Raw genomic sequence first — 23,052 nt, forward strand, 5'->3', positions numbered from 1 at the left:
TGACAACATGATAGCCACCGGCTATTCAGAAGAACATTTGATTACCACTATCCCGGCAATCAGTGCTGACTATCAGCCCAGATGGGCAGATAGCATCCACGCAGCCTTCTCGTGGATCTCGATACGGTCACTGGCGACCGCACCCGAGCCCTCATCTTCATGCTCTGCTGCGAGCTTCAACACCCTGTTGGCCCGTTCGGCCACAGTGCGATGATCCGCCGCCAGCTCCTTGATCATGTCACTGGCTGCCGGATCTCCATCGGCATCGTTCACGGTGGACAGCTTCGCAAATTCGCCATAGCTGCCCGGCGCCTTCCAGCCCAGGGCACGAATGCGTTCGGCGATGGTGTCCACGGCTTCGGCCAGCTCCACGTACTGCTCTTCGAACAGCAGATGCAGGCTATGGAACATGGGGCCGGTCACATTCCAGTGATACTTGTGGGTCTTCAGGTACAAGGTGTAGCTCTCGGCCAACAGCTTGCTTAACTCTTCTGCCACTTGCTTGTTGTGCTCGATCATCCTGTCCTCCATCTGCTTGATCAGAATCTGGTTGGGCCAGGCTGGCCCGTACCCAAGCCCTGATGTCAGCAACCCCTCTTTTCAACCTGGCAAGAAAAGGGTTTTACGATGACTTTACGAAAGGCTGTCCGAAATGGCGCTTTACAGGGGGTTTTGCCTCTCGGCATCATGCAGACTCTTTTCCTGAAACGTTTCACCGATCACCGCCAGAGGGCCTCAATGGCTGCCACCCCGACCCCGGAACCGCCCTACTCGATCCTTGAAGAATGGTTGAATGGACTGACCCACGGCATTGGGGTAGCGCTGAGCATCGCCGGCACCGTGGTCTTGATCGTCGCCGCCAGCATGATGGGCGACCCCTGGAAAATCGTCGGGTTCAGCATTTTTGGCGCCAGCCTGATTTTGCTCTACAGCGCCAGCACCCTGTACCACAGCCTGCGCAGCCCGAAATTGCGCGCGGCCTTCAAGATGCTCGACCATTGCGCCATTTACGGGCTGATTGCCGGCACCTACACCCCCTTCCTGCTGGTGAATCTGCGCGGCCAGACAGGCTGGATTCTGTTTGCGGTGATCTGGGCGCTGGCGCTCACCGGCATTGGACTCAAGGCCCTGTACGGCCACCGGTTCAAGATGCTGCGCGTTGGCATTTACCTGGCCATGGGCTGGCTGATCCTGTTTGCCTCCAACGATCTGACCACCAAGCTCAACGACACTGGCTTCTGGCTGGTTCTGGCGGGCGGCATCACTTATACGGTAGGCGTGATCTTCTACCTGGCGGATCGCATCATCCCCTTCAACCACGCTATCTGGCACCTGTTTGTCGTCGGCGGCAGCGTCTGCCATTTCTTTGCCATGTACTACGGTGTTCTGCCGTTCGAATCCATCGCCGTCTGAAGTGCCCTCTCCGGATCTTGTCTTTTCTGCGCCAATCAATATATATTATCAAATAATGTATTTTGAATGACGTGATGACAGGAACCCCATGCAACCCGATCCCGCCCTGCTGCGCACCAACGCCTGCGCCGCCAGCCAGATGCTCAAGGCCCTGTCTCACCCCGACAGATTGATGCTGCTCTGCCAACTGGCCGATGGCGAGGAACGCAGTGTCAGCGAACTGGAAACGCTGACGGCGCTTTACCAGCCCTCGCTATCCCAACAACTGGGAGTATTACGACGGGAAGGATTGATTGCCCCCCGCCGTGAAGGCAAGCAGATGTTTTACCGGGTCGCCGATACCCGCGCACTGGCCATTTTGCACACCTTGTACCAACAGTTCTGTGCGGAAACGGAGACAACGCCATGACCGTTGACTGGCAGGCCTTTACCCCCTGGAGCGCCCTGGGTGGTGGCGCCCTGATCGGGCTCTCCGCTGCCTGGCTATTACATGCCAATGGCCGCATCGCAGGCATCAGCGGTATTGTCGGCGGACTGCTGCAACGGCCCGCCGGTGACCACGGCTGGCGGCTGGCCTTCATTGCTGGCCTGTTGACCGCCCCGCTGGTCTGGACGCTGTTTGCACCACTGCCCGCGCTGGTGATCGACGCAGACTGGCCCGTGTTGGTCATCGCCGGGCTGGTGGTCGGTATCAGCACCCGCTACGGCGCCGGCTGCACCAGCGGTCACGGGGTGTGTGGCCTGTCGCGGCTGTCGCCACGATCGATGGCCGCCACCGTCGCCTTCATGGCCAGCGGCTTTGTGACCGTCTATGTGATTCGTCACCTGTGGGGAGGCCTGTAATGCGGGGCCATCATTTTGCAGCGTTTATCGCCGGGCTTGCCTTCGGGGCCGGCCTGCTTCTCGCCGGCATGGCCAACCCCGCCAAGGTGCTGGCCTTCCTGGATCTTGCCGGTCACTGGGACCCGTCTCTGGCACTGGTCATGGGCGCCGCCATACCGGTATCAGCCATGGGCGTGTACCTGGCCCGTCAGCGCAGCGCCCCATTCTTCGCGCGGGCATTTCAGCTACCCACCCGCCGCACACTGGACAAACGACTGGTTCTTGGCGCCTTGGGATTTGGTATTGGCTGGGGGCTGGCCGGATTCTGCCCGGGGCCGGCGCTGGTCGCGTCAGGCGCTGGTAGCGCCAAAGCCATGACCTTTGTCGCCGCAATGCTCAGCGGGATGTTGATCTTTGAGGGACTGGAGCGTCGCAAGGCGAGCCCGTAGCAAGGGCAAGGACACTATGTCCAATGTGGCGGGCTGAGGGCTTGACCTAGAATCAGTGGGAACGGTGAACATTGATCGGGCAAGGTGCCCGGGCCTGTTCTGCCCCCCCCCCCCACAGCCTTGAGAGAGCACACACCATGAACTGGGTCCCGATCATTCTGCTCGTGTTCAAACTGGTCGTGTTTGGCGTCGGCATGTTCTTCGCCATCAAGTGGCATTACGACCAGGACAAGAAACTGAAAAAACAGGCACGCTCCCCTGACGCTACGAGAGAGGAGCGCGGCGCCGCGAGACGCTGATGCTTACAGCAGCTTCTCGATGTCCTTGCGGATCGCTTCCGGCTTGTCGGTGGGGGCGTAGCGCTTGATCACCTTGCCCTCCTTGTTCACCAGAAACTTGGTGAAATTCCACTTGATGCCCTTGCTGCCCAGCACCCCTGGCGCTTCCTGCTTCAGGTAGGTGTACAACGGGTGGGCGTTGTCACCATTCACATCGATCTTGTCGAACATGGTGAAACTGACACCGTAGTTTTTCTGACAGAACGCCCCGATTTCATCCGCCGCACCCGGCTCCTGCTTGCCAAACTGGTTACAGGGAAACCCGAGGATCTCCAGCCCCTTGTCCTTGAGGTCGTCGTAAAGGCCTTCCAGCCCTTCAAACTGCGGCGTGAAACCGCATTTGCTGGCAGTATTCACAATCAGCATGACCTTGCCCTTGAAGTCAGCCAGGTTTTTCTCGTCGCCACTCAAGGTGGTAGCAGAATAATCGTAGATCCCCATCGTTTCTCCGTTTCCCTGTTTTGCCGGATACCGGCGGTTACTCTGAAAGCGCGTTAATGACCGCCCGGGCCACCGCCTCACTGGACTGTGGATTCTGGCCGGTTACCAGCTTGCCATCCGTGATCGCGTGCGCAACAAACTTGTCAGCCAGATCCAGTGTTGCCCCCAACTCTTCCAGTCGAGTGGCCAACAGGAACGGCATCACCTCATCCAGCCCAACCTCACGCTCTTCGTCGTTGGTGAAGCAGGCGACGGTACGATTCTGTACCAGCGGGGAGCCATCTTCATTACGCAGCCCGACCAGTGCCGCCGGGCCATGACACACCGCGCCCAGCAGGCCGCCATCCGCCCAGGTACGTTCCATCACCGCGGCCACCAACGGATTATCCGGCATATCGAACATGGCGCCATGGCCTCCCGGGACAAAGACACCGCTAAAACCGTCTTCCCAGACATCTTCCAGCGCACGGGTATCCTGCAGCTGGTCGATTGCCTCGGTCCATTGCGCCTTCTGGTCATCATCGGGCACAGAATTCGGGTCCACCGGGATCTTGCCTCCGCGAGGGCTGGCGACCACCAGCGGCACCTGATGCTCCCGGAACAGCAGATAAGGGACGGCGAATTCCTCCAGCCACAGCCCTGTTTGCTGCCCCTGTCCCATCTGGGATGCGCTGGTGACCAGCATCAGTAACGGTTTATCCAGATTCATGAAGACCTCCCTTGCCGTATATTCTGTTCATCACAGCACAGCCCGTGGCAACATGCCGTGAGTGATTACCGTGGGACTTTGCCACGCGTTTCTCAAGGGATAACCGAGACTTTTACGATATGGACTGGCACGCACTGTTGAACAAGGCCCGCCTGGGCGGACGAAGCGCCAAGGACGAAAGCGGCCGTACCGCCTTTCTGCGTGACCATGACAAGATCATATTTTCCGGGGCATTCCGGCGGCTGGCCCGCAAGACCCAGGTGCACCCACTGGCCACCAACGACCATGTCCACAACCGCCTGACCCACTCTCTGGAAGTGTCCTGCGTTGGCCGCACCCTGGGCATCCGCGCCGGTGAGCGGCTGCACAGCAAACGTTTGCTCCCCGACACGGTCAGTGCCACCGACTTTGGCGACATCGTCCAGTCTGCGTGTCTGGCCCACGACATTGGTAACCCGCCGTTTGGGCATACTGGCGAGCGCGCCATTCGCGCCTGGTTCCAGGAACGGGGTCAGCGCTTTCTGGATCTGCTGCCAACCCACCAGCAAAGTGACCTGACGTTTTTCGAGGGTAATGCCCAGGGGTTTCGCATCCTCACCAAAAGCGAATATCACCAGTATGACGACGGCATGCGTCTCACCTACGCCACGCTCGCCACCTTCCTCAAGTACCCCTGGCTGTCCGCCGATGCCTCGGACAGTAACAAACCGGGCAAATACAGCGCTTTCGTATCGGAAGCATCCGCCTTCCACGAAGTGGCAACGGCGACCGGCCTGCTAGAGCTGTCACCCGGACGTTACTGCCGTCATCCGCTGGCCTACCTGATGGAGGCCGCCGATGACTTCTGCTACGCCATCATTGATCTGGAAGATGGTCTGGAAATGGACCTGCTGCACTGGGATGAGGTCTACGCCTTGCTGCAGCCTGCTCTCCCCGATACCCGCGAGGTCAGCGAACTGATTCATTCCGACCTGCGCGATGGCCGCAAGGCGGCGCTACTGCGAGGCAAGATCATTGAGCGATTTATTGAAGCAGGGGTCGAAGCGTTTGTCGCCAACCATGAACGTCTGTTGCTCGGCCGCATGGAGGGCGATCTGATCAGCCATTGCGAGCCGGCGGTGCGGGATGTGGTGGAGAACGCCAAACAACTGGCTCGCTCAAAAGTGTTCGAGCATCCCCGCAAGATCGAACTGGAAATTGGTGCCTTCGAAGTCATGGGCGCCCTGCTCGATGGGCTAATCGAAGCCGCCGTGTCTCACGCCTGCAACAGCGCCAGAAACTATCGCCACGAACGCATCATCGACCTGATCGGCCGACACAGCTTCCCCGATAACCTCGAACAGCTACCAGAGCAGGAAAGGATCTATCAGTGCATCATGCGCGCACTGGATTTTCTGGCGGGCATGACAGACAACTACGCCACTTATCTGGCCAAACAGTTTTCGGGAATGGCGGAGACGCGTTACTAGAACCCTTTCGTAACCGAACAAAAAACGCCCTGAAATTCAGGGCGTTTTCCTTCTGCTTCGTTTTCGGTGCAGGCAGACTAGTCAGCCATTCTTACCCCAACCGCCACGAAAGTTTCGAGCCCGGAGGTGCCATCACCTTCGTCAAGACCACCACCACCTGACGCAATAATCTTGCCATCAGAAGAGAGGCTGAACGACTCGGAACCACCGTCACTCCAGGTCACGTTAAGAGTCTGGCCAGTAACAGACCAGGATCCCCCGCCGGTTTCGTTGTCATCCCAGGTATCCACATAGTGAGAACAACCGGATTCGCTACAAATATTCGCGTCCAGGCTGATAAAACGCCCTTGCTCGCTGAACGTTTCGTCCAGGGAGTTATCGCTATTGAACGTCAGAGTGGCGATACCACCAAAGCGCTCAAGGTTAGCGCCACCGCCTTCATCAAGTTCAATAATTCCACCGGAGAAATACAGCTGGTAAGTGGAACCACTCACGATATCTGCAAGTTCAGCCACTTCCCCAGCGGCCTCTTCCAATGCGGTAATGCGCTGGTTGTTATCATTGATCGCAGCAATCAATGCCGCGAAGTTGCCATTGACCTCGCTGGCTACCGCCGGCGTGTTAGCACTGAATTGTGTTACATCACCTTCAGTAACTTCAGAAGCCATCGCGTTGGCGCTCAGCACGGCGGCGGTGAGGCCAGTCAGAATCATCTTTTTCATGTCTATTACCCTCTAAGGTTATGTCCTTTAACCAATGGCCTCACTGCCAGTTGGCTTGATCCCAGTTAAAATCATTCCAGACGGCAGCGGCGGGGCCGGATCCGTCTTCCACAAAGCTCACCACAACGTCACAGTCTGCAACGATGTCACCGGTGGTATAGGTGCTTCCATCTTCACCCAGAGAACCGTTACAGCCGCTGATGCTGTTAATCACGTAACCCTCACTTGGGCTGACCGTCAGCTCCCGGAAGTCACCATGGACAACAGCTTCCAGGTTCATACCGGAAATCATGCCGTTTTCACCCTGTACGGTGGCAGTGATGGTGTAGGTCTTCTGTTCGAAAGAGGCTTCCACTGAGCAAGCTTCTGTAATGGCGCCGGTGGTATAGGCGCTACCTTGCAGCGTGCCACCACAACCGGTCACACCGGTTAGCTCGTAACCTTCGTCTGCGGTGACCGTGAACACCTGGCTCTCACCGTGGTTCACCATGGGGTTGGCTGGCGAGAAGCTGCCATTGGCTGCGATCGTGGTTACCTGGTATTGCAGCGGATCGAAAGTCACCGCCACGGAACAATTGCCTGTGATCCCCGCAGTGGTGTAAATGCTGCCTTCCAGGCTGCCGCCACAGGTGCCACCAACGGCGCCAATCTGGTGCCCTTCGTCAGGCGTCAGCGTAAAGCTGGCTGAACTACCATGCTCAACCGTTGCACTGGATTGCGAGGCGGTGCCATTGCCCGTGACCTGGGTTGTCACGGTATAGCTCATCAGGCTCAGTACCGCTTCCACCTGACAGGCCTCGGTCACCGGGCCAACGGTGTAGCCGCCATTCTGACCGGTAGCAGCGACCTCACAGGTATCCCCAGCCACCGAGTCCACCTGGTAGCCCATCATCGCAGTCAGTGTCAGCGAACCGTTCTGGCCATGGCCTACCGTCAGCGAATCAGGATCAAAACTCCCTTCGCCCACGACATTGGTCGTTACCGCATACTGCTTCAGGGCAAAGCTCGGGGTGAGAGTACAGGCTGCCGTGATCGGCCCCGTTGTGTAGGTGGTCCCTTCAAGCGAACCCCCACACCCCTCTACGCCCAGCAGGTCATAGCCTTCATCGATACTGATCTCGAACACGGTGCTGTCACCGTGGTCCACCAGGGCCGAACCGGGCAGCACCGCACCACCCATCACCGAAGCTGTGCTCACTTCGTATTCATTAATGACAAACGATACAGACAGACTACAGGTGGCCTCGATGGCATCGGTGGTAAAGATCCCGCCCTCCAGGTCCCCGTCACAACCTGTCACCGTATCAATGCTGTAACCGGTGTCCGGTGTAATGGTGAAGTCGACCGTGGCACCGCCCAACACCGACACCGACGCAGGCGATACGCTACCGTTGCTACCGGCTGCAGAGGACAGCGTGTAGCTAGCGACACCAAGCTCTTCATTCTCGGACGCGTAGTCGTTGATCGCATCAACCAGATCACTGCTGCTGGTATCTGGCAAGGTTCCGGCATTGTCACCGATGGTGATATTGCCACCATCCTTCTTGCCATCCACGACGCCATCGGAGGCATCCTCAATGAGCGCAATCACGGTTTCAAACGGGTCGGTAGAGCCGCTCAGGGTGTTCGCCTGGGTAGAGAGCCCCCCCAGCACCGCAGCGTACTGCTTGGCGGCGGCATCATCCCCGCTGGTCGCAGGAACGGTAGTCAGTGGATCGAAAGACACACCCAACACGTCGTCAAGCACAGCACGGCCCGCGTTGACCGCATCATCCAGCGAAGCACCACTGCTGTTACCCAGGTGTTCACGGGCAGCTCTCACCAGCAGCTCACTCACCGGCGTTACTGCTGCAGTCTCCGCCCCTGCGGGCAGGAAAGAGTTCAAACTGCCGGCAGTGACGGTGGCGCCCGTGGCTTCATCCTCGTAAGTGCCACCGGACGCCTCGATCAACAACGGGCGCGGTACCGAATCTGGAATGTCCACAGACCAGCTGCCGTCAGCCGCTGTGGTAATCGGCCCGGCCACCGCATCGCCGGTCTTGTTACCGGCGGCATCCATGCTGTAGATGTAGAGTGTCGCGCCAGCGACAGGTCCCTTGGTAACGGCGCCAGCAACGCTGGACTTTGGTGCCGCAGGTGCCGGTGTTGCGCCACCGCCACTACTGCCACCACCGCCCCCACATCCGGCAATGGCCACAGCCACCGCCAGACTGGCGATTCTGAATGTTCCCTTCATGTGTGATATCTCCAATCACCCCGATTGAGTTTGCTCAATCATTAGAAGGGAGCCCTCCACGTCGCGCATCCCCCATATGGGGTATGCGAGCAACATCGAAGTACTATGCAGAGAGAATCAGGGAGAAGGGGGTTGTGACAGCTGACCGTCCAGCACCTTGAGGAAAAGCTCGAACTGGTAAGGGAAACGCCAGTCCTTTTGGTGCAATTGATGCGGTGAGTACCAACCCATGGCACTCACCTCCACCTGCGATGCCGTGGGCACAGGCAGTTCCGGTGTCGCAGGCAGCGGCTCAGCCGGGTAACAACGATAGAGATGAAAGCCGTTCTTCATCACTTGCAATCGCGTCCCAACCACCACGTCGATACCTGTCTCTTCCCGGGTTTCCCGATAAGCGGTGCACTGTGCCAGTTCACCGGCCTCCAGCGTCCCGCCCGGCACACCCAGCTTGCCGCCCCAGCGATGCGTAATCAGCAAAACCTTGTCGCCCTGAACTATCAGACAACCCGCATTGGCGCGGCGATCATCCTCTTCACCCGGCACGCGCGGGCAATCCGCCAGGGCCGCAAACGCGGGCAGCAGAAGCAGGGCAACGATGATCAAACGATTGAGGGTCATAAGGATAGCCTGACGCTTTGAAATGACGCTGTCATGGCATTTTGCTGGCTGTTTTTTTGGGGGGGAGGGCTAATCCAGCGCTCTGGGAGAGTGAACAGTTAACAGTGAATAGTGAATAGTGAACAGCGAAAACGACACCCGGTTTTCAGGCACCTGCACTCGCTTAAACAGTGGTCCGCGGCCTCAGGCCGTTGAGTAAGCCCAATACGCTAACGCGCAACTGTTCACTGTTAACTATTCACTGTTAACTGATCAGCGGCAGCCGGTGTTCCCGCGTCGCGGCAATCACTTCGTCGGGCACAATAATTTCGGTGGCCAGTGGCAGGTGGTCCGAGAGTCGGCAGTCTTCCAGTACCCGGGTGTGCTGGCTTTCCAGACCCGGTGACAAGAGGATATGGTCGATGTGGCGGTCCGGTGCCCAGCTGGGATAGGTGTTGAGATTGTCCGCTTCCACGGTAACCAGTCCCAACTCTGCCAACGGTGATGCATACAGGTGCTCAAGGCGACAGTTGAAGTCCCCCATCATCACCACATACTTGTAGTCACGCAGCATACGATGAAGATACGCCAGCTGGGTATTACGGACTTTTTCGCCCAGCGCCAAATGCGCCACCACCACCACCAACGGCTGGATGGGATGACCATACTTGATCACGATGGCCCCCCGACCAGGCAAGCCGGGCAAACGGTGATCGGTGACTTCGAAGGGCTGCAAACGGCTCAGAAAGCCGTTGCTAAACTGGCCAAGACGGCCAAGATTGCGATTGAGCTGCTGGTGCCAAAACGCAAAATCGCCCTTGGAGGCCAGATGCACCAGTTGGTTCATGTTACGCGAACGCAGGCTGCCACCATCCACTTCCTGCAGGCCCACCACATCAAAGTGGCTGAGCACCCCGGCAATCTGTTCGATGGTTTCAATACTGCGCGGGTGCGCAACTAGATGCTTCCAGCTGCCGGTGATGTAATCACCGAACTTCTGGCTACCGATGCCGGCCTGAATGTTGAAGCTGAGCAACTTCAGGCGATTATCGGGTAACAACACCTCACGGGTCTGGCGCGTCTTGCGGGCACCCTCCCGAACGAAGGAAAAGCCCGCAGGGCGGGCTTTCCAGTCTCGATAGGCAGTACGGGCCTTATCCAGCAGCATGGATCAACCGCCGTTCTTTTCCTTGTTGGCCAGATATTCGATGACCTGGAACAGCTCCTTATCATCTTTCAGGTTCTGGCGCAGGATCAGATACTTGCCGTTCACCACAAAGTTGGGCACGCCGGGGATCTTGTAGGTCCGGGTCAGGGCATCAGCCTGACGGATCTTGGTGGACACCCCGAAGGAGCTGTACAACTTGTTGAACTGCTCCGGCTCCACCCCGTACTTACGGAAGAAGTTGGCCAGTGCCGGCTCGCTGAACAGCGGCTCACGGTGCTTGTGAATGGCGTCAAACAGCGGCGCGTGGATTTCGTCCACCAGACCCAGAGCCTCTTCAACATAATAGGCGCGAGCCAGCGGCTCGGCATTGCGCAGGAACAGTACCGGGGTACGAACGTAGTCGATGTAGTCCGGCTTTTCCTCCAGCCAGGCGTCTACTGCCGGCTCCAGGGAGTAACAGTGGGGGCAGCCGTAGGAGAAAAACTCCCGCACTTCCACCTTGCTGGGGTCATCCACGCTCCCGGGCACATCCAGGATCTTGTAGTGGGTATCCACGGCGAAACGGGCGTGATCATCAGCGGCAGAGGCCGCAGAAACCAGTCCCAACGTCAGCAGCAAAGCCGTCACAAAGCGAAGCATTCATCCTCTCCTTTTTGTTAATGTCCGGTAGTGTGACCACCGGCAGGCATTTTTTATCCTGAAACGCACCGCAATAACGCCTTTTCTCCTGAGCAGGTAAGGCGTTGTTCGGATGCGCCCCGGTATCTTTTCACGTTAGCCACAAAAAAGGCAGCCCGAAGGCTGCCTTTTCTACAAACCGTAACCGGATCGACTTATTTGGACAGCCCGGAAATGAAGCTGGCCACGGCCTTGATCTGGGTATCGCTCATTTCTGCAGCGATGGTCTGCATCATACCCGGCTCTTCGCCGCTACCATCGTTGGTGCGCTTGATCAGGTTATCACCCAGATCATTACGGCCCGCGGCACGGAACGCCTTGAGTTGGTCTTCCACATACTGGGCATTCTGGCCAGCCAGATGCGGGTAGTGAGCTGCATCAATGCCCTGACCTGCCGGGCCATGACAGCCGGAACAGGCGGGAACGTTATTGGCTGCGTCACCGCCACGGTAAAGGCGCTCGCCCTGCTCGACCAGATCCGGATTGGCCTGGCCAGCTTCCGCTTCCTGGGCAGCGTAATAGGCCGCGATGTCCTGCATGTCCTGCTCGGTGAGCAAGTCAGCCTGCTGTTTCATGATGGCATTGTCGCGGGCGCCGGACTTGAAGTCCTGCAGCTGTTTGACCAGGTAGGCTTCGCCCTGGCCAGCCAGTTTCGGGTACATGGCGATCGTGGCGTTACCGCCCTGACCGTGGCAAGCCGCACACGGGGCCGCCTTGGTTTCACCGGCTTCAGCATCACCGGCCGCCATGACCGGGGTGGCTACCACGGCAGCAGCCAGCAGCACGAACAGTTTTGCAAACTTCATGGCCTATCCTTAAACAACAGCATCTTATTTGGCTTTTGACATGTACTCGATCAGAGCACGGTATTCTTCGTCGCTACAGTCGTTGCACATACCTTTGGGCGGCATGGCGTTGAACCCTTCTCTTGCATGCTTCACCATGGTGTCCATGCCTTTTTCCAGGCGGGGCTTCCAGGCAGCTTCGTCGTGGGATTTTGGCGCACCGGCGGCGCCGTTGGAATGACAGAAAGTGCAGCTACTGGCGTAACGTTCCTCAACCGTTGCTGCATGTGCAGCCCCCACGGCCAGAACCATTGTTAAACCTGCTACCCAACCTTTCATATCGTGTCCTCTGCTAAGCTGGCATCACCGCTGGCGAAGTGGGTTTGCCTTTCCGGGCAAACCCTTGTAGAACGTCCGCGGTCTCATCCTGACTAGACCGGCGCCGGGATTATATACCAGTCCCGTCGGTCCCGTCATTTCCCTGTGAATGATAAGGATAAACAAAAGAGGGCCAGAATGGCACAGCACCCCGTAGAAACCTTGCTACATCAGGCCCGCTTTCTGCAAAGCGCCCAGCGCCTGGACCAGTGCCCCCCTGATGAAGGCCGGGAAGTGGCCTTTGCCGGCCGCTCCAATGCCGGCAAATCCAGCGCCATCAACCGCCTGACCAGCCAGCGCACCCTGGCCCGGACCTCCAAGACCCCGGGGCGCACCCAGCTGATCAACTTCTTCGAGCTGGATGACAGCCGCCGCCTGGTCGACCTGCCCGGATACGGCTACGCCAAGGTCGCCAAGACCAAGCGCAATGAATGGCAGCAACACCTGGATCACTATCTGGCCGAGCGCCAGGCGCTGATCGGGCTGGTGCTGATGATGGATATTCGCCACCCCCTCAAGGACTTTGACCTGCTGATGCTGGAATGGTCAGCCCAGGCCAACATGCCTCTTCATATCCTCATGACCAAGGCCGACAAACTGAAATTCGGGGCAGCAAAGAACACCCTGATGAAGGTCAAAAGCCAGCTCAAGAACCACCCCGCCCCGTTGAGCCTGCAATTGTTCTCGGCCACCAACGGCACAGGCTGCGAAGACGCCTGGAACAAGCTGGGTGAATGGCTGGAGGTAGAGGGGTTCGGAGCCGATCAGCCTGTGACGCCTGACGCCTGACGCCAGCCCCGCAGGAGCGGTCGTTCGACCGCGAAACCCCCTCCGCAGCGAATCGCGGTGGAACCACCGCTCCCACAGTGAAATCAGGATTTTGGGGTCTGGTTTTGCGGCGCCTGACTTTTCTCCAGGCAAAAAAAATCCCTGGCAGCAATCTTGGGGGAAGGGAACGACTGTGCTGCCAGGGAGGCTTGCCGCCCCGGTCTCTTTGGGGGAAAAGACCGGGGACATTAACGACGGACCGGTGAGGGTACTGGGGGATCGGGGGTTCCGGCCCGTCGCTGTTAATAAGATGCCCTCTTTCCCGGAAAGTTCCATCCCCCCGAAAGTATTTTTTGCAGACTTTTTTCCATCCTGTCGATCTGCGTCACAAAACTGGCGAGAAATGGCACCTCGGCCCCCTCTCGGTGCATAAAGGCGCCGGGCAAATACGGCCCGCGGGGGCTAGTTCGTTGAATAAAAAGCAATTCTTTCAGGCAGGAAAAAGTGGCACAGCAGTTGCTTAATGATTAATCAAACAAGTTTCTCTTGTCTGGCAAGCCTAAACGCCAGGCAAAAAAAATCCCTGGCAGCAATCTTGGGGGAAGGGAACGACTGCGCTGCCAGGGAGGCTTGCCGCCCTAATCTCTGGGGAGAGATCAGGGAGTCCAAATAAGCTACGAACCGGCTGAGGGTACTGGGGGATCGGGGGGTGCCAATCCGTAGCTATTTCTTATGACCGCCCCGGTTTTTCGAAAGTTCCAACCCGTCCGACCTTTTACAAATTTTACGATCAAACCCGGCAGCCCGCCGTAGGAGCGTCGCTTGCGGCGCGATAATCCTGGCCAGTAACGAGTGTCGAGTTACGAAACCCTCTAAGCCATCAGATCTGCTGATTTTGCCTTTCGAAACCCGCTTCTCGTAACTCGCAAAATTGTGATCGCGCCCGGCAGCGGGCAGATCGCAGCTCACCTACTGCTTCCAGGGCTCACCCCGCGTTCCTTTCATCCGCTTGAGATCCCGATGCATGGCCGCCTTCGCCAACATATGGGCCGATACCGGCGCGGTAATAAACAGGAACAGGGTGATCAATACCTCATGGAGCTGCAGCCCGCGCTCCTGCCATGAGAAAAACAGCAACGACGCCACAATGGCACCGCCCACGCCCAGAGTCGTGGCTTTGGTCGGACCGTGCAGCCGGGTGTAGAAGTCCGGCAGCCGTGCCAGGCCAATAGAGCCCACCAGAGCAAACACGCCGCCAATCATCACGAAGGCGGATACCAGCCACTCAATCAATGTGTCCATCTTGTCTTCTCCTGCAAGCCGCGGTGCGACTTACTCAATAATGTCGCCGCGGGTCACGTACTTGGCCACCGCCACGGTGCTGACAAACCCGATCAGTGCGATCAGCATGGCGGCCTCGAAATAGAGCTTGCTGTCCTGCTGGATCCCGTACAGCACAATCAGGGCAATGCTGTTGATATACATGGTATCCAGCGCCAGCACCCGGTCCGGCAACGATGGACCGAAAATCAATCGGCCCAAATTCAGTAGCCAGGCCAGCACAAACAGGCCCATGGCCAGGGAAATGGCTGTCTCTAGCATTCGAAAATCTCCTTCAGCGGGCGCTCGTAGCGCTGCTTGATCTCCGCCACCAGCGCAGCGGGGTCATCCACATCCAGGGCATGAATCAACAGGGTCTGGCGATCCTGGCTCACATCTGCCGACACGGTGCCCGGCGTCAGGGAAATGGTGCTGGCCAGCAAGGCAATAGCAAAGTCATCGTCCAGCTCGATGGGAAATTCCACAAAGCCAGGACGCAACGACTTGAGCGGCCCCAACACCTTGATGGCCACCGACACGTTGGCCACGATGATGTCGTACAGCACCACCACCACAAAACCGAACATGCGTGGCAGGTTGCGAATCCGCGGCACATTGGGCCAGAAGGGGCGGGTCGTCAGCGGCAACAGTACCGCCAGCACCGCCCCCAACAGGGCATGCCCTGCCGTAAAGCCGCTGAGCAGCATCCACGCCAGCCACAAGATCAGACTCAGGCTGGGAAACGGCAGAACACGATCCAGCAAACGACTCATTGCGCACCTCCACCCAGTACTGCCTGCACATACCCATGAGGCTGACGCAACTGGTCGGCAACCGCCTCTGCCCATTGCAGCCCTGCTTCACCCCACAGGGCCATGGCCGGGCTCAGGGCCAGCAACCACAGCACCGCAAACAGGCGCCGGCGTGATGGCCGCAGGCCTGCGCTTTCCCCCGTGGTCCGCCAGAACAAGGTGGACCCGGCACGACTCAGGGCAATCACCCCACATAGCCCGGCCACCAGCAGCAGCACCCAGTAGATCGGTTCCGGTACGGTACGCAGCAAACCCACCTTGCCAATAAAGCCAGACAGGGGTGGCAGACCAATCACCGCGATGGCACCAACAAAAAACAACAGCGACAGCCGGCCACCACCCAGAATAGCCGGGCCCGCCACCAGGCGATCGCCCACCTCGCCGCGACCCCGGGCCACCAGCCCGGCCAGCAGGAACAGGGCCCCGCAGATCAGCGTGGAATGCACCAGGTAATACAGGGCCGGCGCCAGCGCCGCCCCATACCCTGCAGAAAACGCCGCAATCAGGGTGCCTACCGACATCACCACCAGGTACGCCACCGCCGTCCCCAGACGCTTGGCCCCCAACGCCCCCAGGCAGGCCAGCCCCAGGGTAATCAAGCCCAGCCACCACAACGCCTGCTGCCCAATGGGCGGTATTGGCGCCACGATCAACGCCATCACCCGGACCATGGCGTAGATGCCTACCTTGGTCATGATGGCAAACAGTGCAGCCACCGCAGGGGTGGCATTGGCGTATGTCGCCGGCAACCAGAAATACAAGGGGAACAGCGCAGCCTTGAGACCGAACACCACCCACAGCAATAACAACGCCACCGAGAACAGGGTGGTGTCTCCCACCGGCAGAGACTGGGCCTTCACCGCCACATCCGCCATATTCAGGGTGCCCGTGGTGCCATAAATCAGCCCCAGCGCAATCAGGAACAGGCCAGAGCCCACCAGATTCAGCACCACATAATGCAGGCCTGCCTTCACCCGCGCCGGGCCACGGCCATGCAGCGCCAGCCCATAGGACGCAATCAGCAACACCTCGAAGAACACAAACAGGTTGAAGAGATCGCCGGTGAGAAAGGCACCATTGATGCCCATCAACTGGAACTGAAACAGCCCGTGAAAGTTGGCCCCTTTGCGGTCATCACCGCAGCTCGCATACAGCAAGGCAGGAAAGGCCAGCACCGCAGTGAGCAACACCATCAAGGCACTGAACCGGTCCAGCACCAGCACGATGCCGAACGGCGCTTCCCAGTTGCCCAGTTTGTAAACGGTATAAGCGCCGTCCCAGGCCTGATTGACCAGCACCACACCCACGGCCAGCAGGGCCGCACAGGAGAGCAGCCCGGTAAAGCGGCGCAGCCGATGGCGCTCACGCACCTCCAACAGCAACAGCAACCCCGCCAGACACGGAATCAGAACCGGGGCGATAATCCAGTGACTCATGCTTCGCCCCCCTCATCCTGGCGACCGGGCACGTCATCGCGGCCATCCACGTGATCGGTGTAGTGCTCGCCCTGGCTACGCAAGGCCAGCACCACCAAAAACGCGGTCATGGCAAACCCGATCACGATGGCGGTCAACACCAGCGCCTGGGGCAGCGGGTCGGTGGGGTTCTCGCTCATACCCACCACCGCTACTTCATCCATCTTCAAGCCACCCATGGAGAACAGGAACACGTTTACGCCATAGCTGAGCAGCGTCAGACCCATGACCACCGGGAAGGTCCGTGCCCGCAGACACAAATACACCCCGGAGGTCACCAGCACACCAATAATGATTGCAACCAGCAGTTCCATCAGGCGTCCTCCCTCTTGTCATCCAGCAGCGACAGCTTGCCCAGATTGGCCAGCATCAACAGCGTCGCGCCCACTACCGTGAGGAACACCCCGGTATCGAACAGCATGGCGGTGGCCAGCTCGAACTTGCCCACCACCGGCCAGTAAATGTAAGCAAAATCACTGGTCAGGAACGGATAGCCAAAGGCCCAGCTACCGATCCCGGTCAGCCCTGCCAGCAGCACACCCAACGCCACCACCGGGTGGTAATCCCCCGGCATACGGCTATGCACCCAGGCCACGCCCGAAGCCACATACTGCAGCACCAACGCCACCGAAGTGATCAGGCCTGCCACAAAGCCCCCGCCCGGCAGGTTGTGCCCCCGCAGGAAGATGTACACCGCGATCAGCAAGGCCAGCGGTAGCAGAGGCCGTGAGATCGTCACCAGAATCAGTGGGTGGGCATCTTTCGCCCAGGGGCGGCCCAGCGAATCGTACTTGGCCGAACGCAGCTCCAGATCCTTGAGCAGGGCATAAATACCCATGGCCGCAATCCCCAGCACGGTGATTTCCCCGAAGGTATCGAAACCGCGGAAGTCCACCAGGATCACGTTCACCACATTGGTGCCACCACCCCCGGATTTACTGTTATCCATAAAGAACTGACTGATGGTGCTGGTTTCGCCGGTCATCACCAGGAACGCCATCACCGCCACGCCAACCCCGCAGACCAGGGCCAGCAACATGTCGCGCAGCACCCGGATGGAAGACGACTCCGCCTTGGTGCGTACCGGCAGGAAGTACATGGCCAGCATCAGCAACAGCATGGTCACCACTTCCACCGACAGCTGGGTCAATGCCAGATCCGGCGCCGAAAAACGCACAAACAGCAGTGACACCATCAGCCCCACGACGCTCAATGACATGATCGAGGTCATACGATGGCGGTGCAGTATGGTGGTCAGCAACGCCCCCGCCACCAGCATGGCCGTGCAGAGGATCGCCACCCCGTCCATGGGCAGCATCTCCACATCCAGGCTCAGGGCCGGCAACTTGCCAAGCTGGGTCAGCAGCACCACTGCCACCAGAGCAATCAGCCAGGCCACATAACTCTGTAGCGATCCGTTCTGGAAACGCTGGGTAATGGCGGCAGACCAGCGGCCCAGGCGCTGCACCTGCCCTTCAAAGACCAGCTTGGCATCGATATCAGGCACACGGGAGCGCAGCGCGAACAGACGGCGCCGCTGGGTATAGACCAGCACCCCGCCCGCGGTCGCAACAAAGCTCATGATTAATGGCAGGTTGAAACCATGCCAGATCGACAGGTGATATTCCGGCAGATTACCGCCCAGCGTCGCCGTGGCCGCCACGGCCAGCAGCCCGGCCACGGTGATCGCCGGGAACACCCCCACCGCCACACACAACGCCACCAGAATTTCCACCGGCACCTTCATGTAGCGCGGCGGCTCATGGGGCGGGTATTTGGGCAGGTTGACCGGCTCGCCGTTAAAGAACACATCGTGAATAAAGCGCGCCGAGTAGGCCACCGAGAACACCCCGCCCAGGGTTGCCCCCACCGGCAGAATCCAGCTCAGGGCCCCCAGCTGGTGGGAATCCAGCGTTTCGGCAAAGAACATCTCCTTGGACAGGAAGCCATTCAGCAACGGCACCCCGGCCATGGCCGCCGAGGCCACCATGGCCAGCACCGCCGTATAGGGCATGTATTTCCACAGGCCATTGATGCGGCGCATGTCGCGGGTGCCGGTTTCGTGATCAATGATCCCCGCTGCCATGAACAGGCTGGCCTTGAAGGTCGCATGGTTGATGATGTGGAACACCGCCGCCACCGCCGCCATCTCGCTGTTCAGACCAAACAGCAGGGTAATCAGGCCCAGATGGCTAATGGTGGAGTACGCCAGCAACCCCTTGAGATCGTGCTGGAACAGGGCCGCAAAAGCGCCCCACAGCAAGGTCAGCATGCCCGCCAGGGACACCAGCTCGAACCACAGGTCGGTGCCGGCCAGCGCCGGGTACAGCCGCGCCATCAGGAACACCCCGGCTTTGACCATGGTGGCCGAGTGTAAGTAGGCACTCACTGGCGTGGGTGCAGCCATGGCGTGGGGCAGCCAGAAATGGAACGGGAACTGGGCGCTCTTGGTGAACACCCCCAGCAACACCAGACAAAGAATCAGCGGGTACCATTCGCTGCCGCGAATCAGGTCACCGCTTTCCAGCACCGTTTGCAGGGAGAACGACCCCACCACGCCACCGATCAACAGCACCCCGGCCAGCAACGCCAGGCCGCCCATGCCGGTCACCGTCATGGCCATGCGTGCGCCCTTGCGGGCCCCGGTCTGGTGCCCCCAGAAACCGATCAGCAGAAACGAGCTAAGGCTGGTCAGCTCCCAGAACACCACCAGCAACAGCAGGTTGTCGCTGGTGACCACACCCAGCATGGCGCCCATAAAGAGCAACAGGTAGGCGTAAAAGCGTCCGGCTTTCTCCTTGGCGGAGAGGTAATAGCGGGCATACAGGATCACCAGCAGCCCGATGCCCAGCACCAGCAGGGCAAACAGTAATGCGAGGCCATCCAGACGGAAGTCCAGCGACAGATCCAGGCTAGGGATCCAGTTCAGGGTGCTGTGCAGGGTTTCGCCGGCAAACACCTGTCGAGCAGGCGCATAGAGCAGCGCCAGGGCCGTGGCAGGCAACAACGCCGCACCGCAGGCCAACAGGGTTCGGTTCCCCGTGAAACGCTCCACCAATGGCGGCAGAAATGCGCCCAGAAAAGGCAGCATCACCACAAAGGCAAGGTTCATAGATCAATCCGTTGTCATCATCGTAAGGGCGGCAACCCGCCCGCTAGCTTGAACAGGGTAGCTCAGAAAGACAATGACAACGGCGGATCAGGAAAATACGGACGGCGGCCCCGGCGAGGACACTGGGACAGGATGATGCAGCAGGGCTGGACCAGAAACGCGGTCATGGCATCCGTATTGATCGAAATGAGCGCTGAGTATGCCACGGGTGGGCAGTGGGTGCGATACGACACGGCGGTGAGTTCAAAGTTCAAAGTTCAAAGTTGAAAGTTGAAACGCGACCCAGGAATAGAGCAGGCGGCCGCGCCATGCCCGCGATTACCGGTAATGGCGCGGGCACACACCATCAGACCCCGATAGCCTCTCCCGCGCTTTTGAACTTTCAACTTTAAACTTTCAACTCGCCTCACCCGCCCTGCCGAAACCCGCCAATTCCGCTACACTCTCCCCCTCAGTCATCAGCAGAAGTCGAACCCCATGTCCGCAGCCGAAAAGCCCATCATCCTGGTCGATGGTTCCTCCTACCTTTACCGCGCCTTTCATGCCCTGCCGCCGCTCACCACCTCCAGCGGCCAGCCCACCGGGGCCGTGCGCGGCGTGGCCGCCATGCTGCGCAAACTGATGAAGGACTACGACCCGGAGTACATGGCGGTGATTTTCGACGCCAAGGGCAAGACCTTCCGCGACGACATGTTCGAAGCCTACAAATCCAATCGCCCGCCCATGCCCGATGACCTGCGCGCCCAGGTCCAGCCGCTGCACGACCTGATCCGCGCCATGGGCCTGCCGCTGATTATTGAAGAAGGCGTTGAAGCCGACGACGTAATCGGCACCTACGCCCGAATCTTCGGCGAACAGGGCAAACCGGTGCTGATCTCCACCGGCGACAAGGACATGGCCCAGCTGGTCACCGACAAGGTCACCCTGATCAACACCATGAACGAAGCCCTCTACGACATCGAAGGCGTGAAGAAAAAGTTCGGCGTGGGGCCCGAGCTGATCATCGACTTCCTCGCCCTCATGGGCGACAAGGTGGACAACATTCCCGGCGTGCCCGGGGTGGGGGAAAAGACCGCCCTCGGCCTGCTGCAGGGCCTGGGCTCCCTCGACACCGTCTACGACAACCTGGACAAGGTCGCCGGGCTGAGCTTCCGGGGCGCCAAGACCCTGGGCAAAAAGCTGGAAGAGCACAAGGAGATGGCCTTCCTCTCCTACCAGCTGGCCACCATCAAGCTGGACTGCGAGGTCAGCGACGACCTCAACGACCTGAAACTGCAAACCCCGGACGCCGAGAAACTGGCCGAGTACTACCGCAGCCTGGAGTTCAAGGGCTGGCTCAGTGAACTGCTGGCCGGCAAAGACCCCGCCGCCGAAGACGCCGGTGGCCAGGTCGAGATGGAGGCCGACGACGACACCCCACCCGCCCCCAGTTTCGGGCGCGACGCCTACGACATCGTCTACACCCCGGCACAGCTGGACAAGTGGATCGACAAGCTGAAAAGCGCCGGGGAATTTTCCTTCGACACCGAAACCACCAGCCTCAACTACATGAACGCCGAACTGGTGGGCTTCTGCGTGGCCGTGGATGACAAGGCCGCCTACATCCCCTTCGGCCACAACTACCCCGGCGCCCCGGACCAGCTCGACAAGCAAGTCGTCATGGACGCCTTCAAGCCCCTGCTGGAAGACGCACGGCTAAAGAAAATCGGCCAGAACCTGAAGTACGACATGAGCGTACTCGCCGAAGACGTGGGCATCACCCTGCGTGGCGTGGCCTACGACACCATGCTGGAATCCTACGTACTGGATTCCGTGGCCACCCGCCACGACATGGACTCCCTGTCCCTGAAATACCTGGGCCGCAAGACCATCAGCTTCGAAGAGATTGCCGGCAAGGGTGCCAAGCAGCTCACCTTCAACCAGGTAGGCCTGCACGAAGCCAGCCGCTACGCCGCCGAAGACGCCGACGTGACCCTGCGCCTGCACCAGACCCTATGGCCCAAACTGGAGAAGGAAGGCCGCCTGCCGGAAGTGTTCCGCGACATCGAACTGCCGCTGGTGACGGTACTCAGCCGCATCGAACGCAACGGCACCTACGTGGACGCCACCCTGCTCAAGCACCAGAGCCAGTTCCTGGCCAAGCGCATGGCAGAACTGCAGGAAAAGGCTTTCGAGATCGCCGGGCAGGAATTCAACCTGGCCAGCCCCAAACAGCTGGGTGAAATCCTCTACGAAAAACTGGAAATTCCGGTCATCAAGAAGACCCCCAAAGGCGCGCCGTCCACCGCTGAACCGGTACTGCAGGAACTGGCCCTGGAATACCCCCTGCCCCAGGTGATCATGGACTACCGTGGCGTGGCCAAACTGAAGAACACCTACACCGACAAACTGCCGGAGCTGATCAACCAACGCACCGGCCGCGTGCACACCTCCTACCACCAGGCGGTGGCCGCCACCGGACGCCTGTCTTCCAGTGATCCGAACCTGCAGAACATTCCGGTGCGCAGTGAAGAAGGCCGCAAGATTCGCCAGGCCTTCCTCGCCCCCAAAGGCAAAAAGATCGTCGCCTGCGATTACTCCCAAATCGAACTGCGCATCATGGCGCACCTGAGTGACGACAAGGGCCTCACCGACGCCTTCGAAAAAGGCCTGGATATTCACCGCGCCACCGCCGCCGAAGTGTGGGGCAAGGCCCTCGACGAAGTCAGCGACAACGAGCGGCGCAACGCCAAGGCCATCAACTTCGGCCTGATCTACGGCATGAGCGCCTTTGGTCTCGCCAAGCAACTAGGCCTGCCGCGCAAGGAAGCCCAGGACTATATCGACCTCTACTTTGAACGCTACCCGGGCGTAAAACGCTACATGGAAGACACCCGCGCCCAGGCCTCCGAGCAAGGCTACGTGGAAACCCTGTTCGGCCGCCGCCTTTACCTGCCGGAAATCCGCAGCAGCAACGGCCAACGCCGCCAGGCCGCCGAACGCACCGCCATCAACGCCCCCATGCAAGGCACTGCGGCGGACATCATCAAGATGGCCATGATCAAGGTCCACGACTGGCTCGACACCACCGACTTTGATGCCAAGATGATCATGCAGGTGCACGATGAACTGGTGTTTGAAGTGGCGGAGGATCAGGTGGAGGATTTGGTCAAGGAAGTGAAGGCTCGCATGGAGTCAGCGGCGGCATTGAAGGTGCCGTTGATTGTGGATGCGGGGATTGGGGAGAATTGGGACGAGGCGCATTGATTAAGGAGGGGGAATATTGGAACGCGTAATAATCGAGATACCAACTCTAAAATCTGATGAGGCAGGCTTTAAAAGACTATTAGCCAATGCCGTAAAAGCGGATGACCGGCTGCA

24 protein-coding genes are annotated in these 23,052 nt (G+C 59.3%); 8 read left to right on the top strand and 16 right to left on the bottom strand.

The features are described 5' to 3' along the window. Positions 1 to 72: 72 nt before the first annotated feature. Positions 73 to 519: a Dps family protein gene (locus A15D_RS10485; protein ID WP_022985513.1), complete on the bottom strand. Its 447-nt coding sequence runs from the start codon at positions 517 to 519 to the stop codon at positions 73 to 75. Positions 520 to 738: 219 nt separating this feature from the next. On the opposite strand from A15D_RS10485, the gene A15D_RS10490 reads away from it, so the two are divergent. The 5 genes from A15D_RS10490 (at position 739) to A15D_RS17300 (ending at position 2,983) form a co-directional block, all read left to right on the top strand. Further along, complete coding sequence (locus A15D_RS10490; RefSeq protein ID WP_102791888.1) at positions 739 to 1,413, top strand: hemolysin III family protein; 675 nt, start codon at positions 739 to 741, stop codon at positions 1,411 to 1,413. A gap of 88 nt (positions 1,414 to 1,501) precedes the next feature. Continuing rightward, positions 1,502 to 1,822 (top strand): metalloregulator ArsR/SmtB family transcription factor, encoded by a 321-nt coding sequence (locus A15D_RS10495; RefSeq protein WP_022985515.1) that lies wholly within the window; start codon positions 1,502 to 1,504, stop codon positions 1,820 to 1,822. Beyond that, the gene (locus tag A15D_RS10500) at positions 1,819 to 2,256 is read left to right on the top strand and encodes a YeeE/YedE family protein (protein ID WP_102791889.1); all 438 of its coding nucleotides are present in this window, start codon (positions 1,819 to 1,821) and stop codon (positions 2,254 to 2,256) included. The genes A15D_RS10495 and A15D_RS10500 overlap by 4 nt, the downstream gene beginning before the upstream one ends. Beyond that, positions 2,256 to 2,684 (top strand): DUF6691 family protein, encoded by a 429-nt coding sequence (locus A15D_RS10505; protein WP_102791890.1) that lies wholly within the window; start codon positions 2,256 to 2,258, stop codon positions 2,682 to 2,684. The genes A15D_RS10500 and A15D_RS10505 overlap by 1 nt, the downstream gene beginning before the upstream one ends. 137 nt (positions 2,685 to 2,821) lie before the next feature. Continuing rightward, a complete protein-coding gene (locus A15D_RS17300) occupies positions 2,822 to 2,983 on the top strand; it encodes a hypothetical protein (RefSeq protein ID WP_199175857.1) in 162 nt (53 codons plus the stop codon). 3 nt (positions 2,984 to 2,986) lie between these two features. On the opposite strand, the gene A15D_RS10510 is transcribed toward A15D_RS17300, so the two are convergent. Continuing rightward, positions 2,987 to 3,463, bottom strand: coding sequence for a glutathione peroxidase (locus tag A15D_RS10510; RefSeq protein ID WP_102791891.1), 477 nt, complete (start codon positions 3,461 to 3,463; stop codon positions 2,987 to 2,989). Between the two features lie 37 nt (positions 3,464 to 3,500). After that, positions 3,501 to 4,172, bottom strand: coding sequence for a type 1 glutamine amidotransferase domain-containing protein (locus tag A15D_RS10515; RefSeq protein ID WP_102791892.1), 672 nt, complete (start codon positions 4,170 to 4,172; stop codon positions 3,501 to 3,503). Positions 4,173 to 4,291: 119 nt separating this feature from the next. On the opposite strand from A15D_RS10515, the gene A15D_RS10520 reads away from it, so the two are divergent. Then, positions 4,292 to 5,641: a deoxyguanosinetriphosphate triphosphohydrolase gene (locus A15D_RS10520; protein ID WP_102791893.1), complete on the top strand. Its 1,350-nt coding sequence runs from the start codon at positions 4,292 to 4,294 to the stop codon at positions 5,639 to 5,641. 77 nt (positions 5,642 to 5,718) lie between these two features. On the opposite strand, the gene A15D_RS10525 is transcribed toward A15D_RS10520, so the two are convergent. The 7 genes from A15D_RS10525 to A15D_RS10555 form a co-directional block, all read right to left on the bottom strand. Beyond that, positions 5,719 to 6,363, bottom strand: a complete 645-nt coding sequence (locus tag A15D_RS10525; protein WP_102791894.1) for a hypothetical protein — start codon at positions 6,361 to 6,363, stop codon at positions 5,719 to 5,721. Positions 6,364 to 6,403: 40 nt separating this feature from the next. Next, complete coding sequence (locus A15D_RS10530; protein WP_102791895.1) at positions 6,404 to 8,599, bottom strand: hypothetical protein; 2,196 nt, start codon at positions 8,597 to 8,599, stop codon at positions 6,404 to 6,406. Positions 8,600 to 8,716: 117 nt separating this feature from the next. Beyond that, complete coding sequence (locus A15D_RS10535; protein WP_102791896.1) at positions 8,717 to 9,217, bottom strand: NUDIX hydrolase; 501 nt, start codon at positions 9,215 to 9,217, stop codon at positions 8,717 to 8,719. 244 nt (positions 9,218 to 9,461) lie between these two features. Next, the gene (locus A15D_RS10540; RefSeq protein WP_102791897.1) at positions 9,462 to 10,364 is read right to left on the bottom strand and encodes an endonuclease/exonuclease/phosphatase family protein; all 903 of its coding nucleotides are present in this window, start codon (positions 10,362 to 10,364) and stop codon (positions 9,462 to 9,464) included. A gap of 3 nt (positions 10,365 to 10,367) precedes the next feature. Next, complete coding sequence (locus tag A15D_RS10545) at positions 10,368 to 11,003, bottom strand: thiol:disulfide interchange protein DsbA/DsbL (protein WP_102791898.1); 636 nt, start codon at positions 11,001 to 11,003, stop codon at positions 10,368 to 10,370. Positions 11,004 to 11,197: 194 nt separating this feature from the next. Continuing rightward, entirely contained in the window at positions 11,198 to 11,848 is a 651-nt protein-coding gene (locus A15D_RS10550) for a cytochrome c (RefSeq protein WP_102791899.1), read from the bottom strand. Positions 11,849 to 11,872: 24 nt separating this feature from the next. Continuing rightward, positions 11,873 to 12,166, bottom strand: a complete 294-nt coding sequence (locus tag A15D_RS10555; protein WP_102791900.1) for a cytochrome c5 family protein — start codon at positions 12,164 to 12,166, stop codon at positions 11,873 to 11,875. 177 nt (positions 12,167 to 12,343) lie between these two features. Here A15D_RS10555 and yihA point away from each other — a divergent pair, with 177 nt between their 5' ends. Continuing rightward, on the top strand, positions 12,344 to 12,994 hold the full coding sequence (yihA, locus tag A15D_RS10560) for a ribosome biogenesis GTP-binding protein YihA/YsxC (protein ID WP_102791901.1): 651 nt from the start codon (positions 12,344 to 12,346) through the stop codon (positions 12,992 to 12,994). A gap of 948 nt (positions 12,995 to 13,942) precedes the next feature. Here the strand turns inward: yihA and A15D_RS10565 are convergent. The 6 genes from A15D_RS10565 to A15D_RS10590 are packed head-to-tail and all read right to left on the bottom strand — an operon-like array spanning position 13,943 to position 19,692. Beyond that, positions 13,943 to 14,275, bottom strand: coding sequence for a Na+/H+ antiporter subunit G (locus tag A15D_RS10565; protein WP_022985530.1), 333 nt, complete (start codon positions 14,273 to 14,275; stop codon positions 13,943 to 13,945). Between the two features lie 30 nt (positions 14,276 to 14,305). Then, a complete protein-coding gene (locus A15D_RS10570) occupies positions 14,306 to 14,575 on the bottom strand; it encodes a K+/H+ antiporter subunit F (protein WP_022985531.1) in 270 nt (89 codons plus the stop codon). Beyond that, positions 14,569 to 15,066 carry a Na+/H+ antiporter subunit E gene (locus tag A15D_RS10575; RefSeq protein WP_102791902.1) on the bottom strand — a complete coding sequence of 166 codons (498 nt, stop codon included), beginning with the start codon at positions 15,064 to 15,066 and terminating at the stop codon, positions 14,569 to 14,571. The genes A15D_RS10570 and A15D_RS10575 overlap by 7 nt, the downstream gene beginning before the upstream one ends. Next, positions 15,063 to 16,541: a monovalent cation/H+ antiporter subunit D gene (locus A15D_RS10580; RefSeq protein ID WP_022985533.1), complete on the bottom strand. Its 1,479-nt coding sequence runs from the start codon at positions 16,539 to 16,541 to the stop codon at positions 15,063 to 15,065. The genes A15D_RS10575 and A15D_RS10580 overlap by 4 nt, the downstream gene beginning before the upstream one ends. Continuing rightward, complete coding sequence (locus A15D_RS10585; protein WP_102791903.1) at positions 16,538 to 16,894, bottom strand: Na+/H+ antiporter subunit C; 357 nt, start codon at positions 16,892 to 16,894, stop codon at positions 16,538 to 16,540. The genes A15D_RS10580 and A15D_RS10585 overlap by 4 nt, the downstream gene beginning before the upstream one ends. Then, the gene (locus A15D_RS10590; protein WP_102791904.1) at positions 16,894 to 19,692 is read right to left on the bottom strand and encodes a monovalent cation/H+ antiporter subunit A; all 2,799 of its coding nucleotides are present in this window, start codon (positions 19,690 to 19,692) and stop codon (positions 16,894 to 16,896) included. The genes A15D_RS10585 and A15D_RS10590 overlap by 1 nt, the downstream gene beginning before the upstream one ends. 477 nt (positions 19,693 to 20,169) lie before the next feature. Between A15D_RS10590 and polA the strand changes: the two genes are divergently transcribed. Next, a complete protein-coding gene (gene polA, locus A15D_RS10595; RefSeq protein WP_102791905.1) occupies positions 20,170 to 22,938 on the top strand; it encodes a DNA polymerase I in 2,769 nt (922 codons plus the stop codon). Positions 22,939 to 23,052: the final 114 nt, after the last annotated feature.

This window comes from Alcanivorax sp. MD8A (assembly GCF_002888555.1).
Lineage (GTDB): Bacteria > Pseudomonadota > Gammaproteobacteria > Pseudomonadales > Alcanivoracaceae > Alcanivorax.

Coding starts and splice junctions, on each gene's coding strand:
- A15D_RS10485 (WP_022985513.1), bottom strand. CDS start 519: ATGATCGAGCACAACAAGCAAGTGGCAGAAGAGTTAAGCAAGCTGTTG.
- A15D_RS10490 (WP_102791888.1), top strand. CDS start 739: ATGGCTGCCACCCCGACCCCGGAACCGCCCTACTCGATCCTTGAAGAA.
- A15D_RS10495 (WP_022985515.1), top strand. CDS start 1,502: ATGCAACCCGATCCCGCCCTGCTGCGCACCAACGCCTGCGCCGCCAGC.
- A15D_RS10500 (WP_102791889.1), top strand. CDS start 1,819: ATGACCGTTGACTGGCAGGCCTTTACCCCCTGGAGCGCCCTGGGTGGT.
- A15D_RS10505 (WP_102791890.1), top strand. CDS start 2,256: ATGCGGGGCCATCATTTTGCAGCGTTTATCGCCGGGCTTGCCTTCGGG.
- A15D_RS17300 (WP_199175857.1), top strand. CDS start 2,822: ATGAACTGGGTCCCGATCATTCTGCTCGTGTTCAAACTGGTCGTGTTT.
- A15D_RS10510 (WP_102791891.1), bottom strand. CDS start 3,463: ATGGGGATCTACGATTATTCTGCTACCACCTTGAGTGGCGACGAGAAA.
- A15D_RS10515 (WP_102791892.1), bottom strand. CDS start 4,172: ATGAATCTGGATAAACCGTTACTGATGCTGGTCACCAGCGCATCCCAG.
- A15D_RS10520 (WP_102791893.1), top strand. CDS start 4,292: ATGGACTGGCACGCACTGTTGAACAAGGCCCGCCTGGGCGGACGAAGC.
- A15D_RS10525 (WP_102791894.1), bottom strand. CDS start 6,363: ATGAAAAAGATGATTCTGACTGGCCTCACCGCCGCCGTGCTGAGCGCC.
- A15D_RS10530 (WP_102791895.1), bottom strand. CDS start 8,599: ATGAAGGGAACATTCAGAATCGCCAGTCTGGCGGTGGCTGTGGCCATT.
- A15D_RS10535 (WP_102791896.1), bottom strand. CDS start 9,217: ATGACCCTCAATCGTTTGATCATCGTTGCCCTGCTTCTGCTGCCCGCG.
- A15D_RS10540 (WP_102791897.1), bottom strand. CDS start 10,364: ATGCTGCTGGATAAGGCCCGTACTGCCTATCGAGACTGGAAAGCCCGC.
- A15D_RS10545 (WP_102791898.1), bottom strand. CDS start 11,003: ATGCTTCGCTTTGTGACGGCTTTGCTGCTGACGTTGGGACTGGTTTCT.
- A15D_RS10550 (WP_102791899.1), bottom strand. CDS start 11,848: ATGAAGTTTGCAAAACTGTTCGTGCTGCTGGCTGCTGCCGTGGTAGCC.
- A15D_RS10555 (WP_102791900.1), bottom strand. CDS start 12,166: ATGAAAGGTTGGGTAGCAGGTTTAACAATGGTTCTGGCCGTGGGGGCT.
- yihA (WP_102791901.1), top strand. CDS start 12,344: ATGGCACAGCACCCCGTAGAAACCTTGCTACATCAGGCCCGCTTTCTG.
- A15D_RS10565 (WP_022985530.1), bottom strand. CDS start 14,275: ATGGACACATTGATTGAGTGGCTGGTATCCGCCTTCGTGATGATTGGC.
- A15D_RS10570 (WP_022985531.1), bottom strand. CDS start 14,575: ATGCTAGAGACAGCCATTTCCCTGGCCATGGGCCTGTTTGTGCTGGCC.
- A15D_RS10575 (WP_102791902.1), bottom strand. CDS start 15,066: ATGAGTCGTTTGCTGGATCGTGTTCTGCCGTTTCCCAGCCTGAGTCTG.
- A15D_RS10580 (WP_022985533.1), bottom strand. CDS start 16,541: ATGAGTCACTGGATTATCGCCCCGGTTCTGATTCCGTGTCTGGCGGGG.
- A15D_RS10585 (WP_102791903.1), bottom strand. CDS start 16,894: ATGGAACTGCTGGTTGCAATCATTATTGGTGTGCTGGTGACCTCCGGG.
- A15D_RS10590 (WP_102791904.1), bottom strand. CDS start 19,692: ATGAACCTTGCCTTTGTGGTGATGCTGCCTTTTCTGGGCGCATTTCTG.
- polA (WP_102791905.1), top strand. CDS start 20,170: ATGTCCGCAGCCGAAAAGCCCATCATCCTGGTCGATGGTTCCTCCTAC.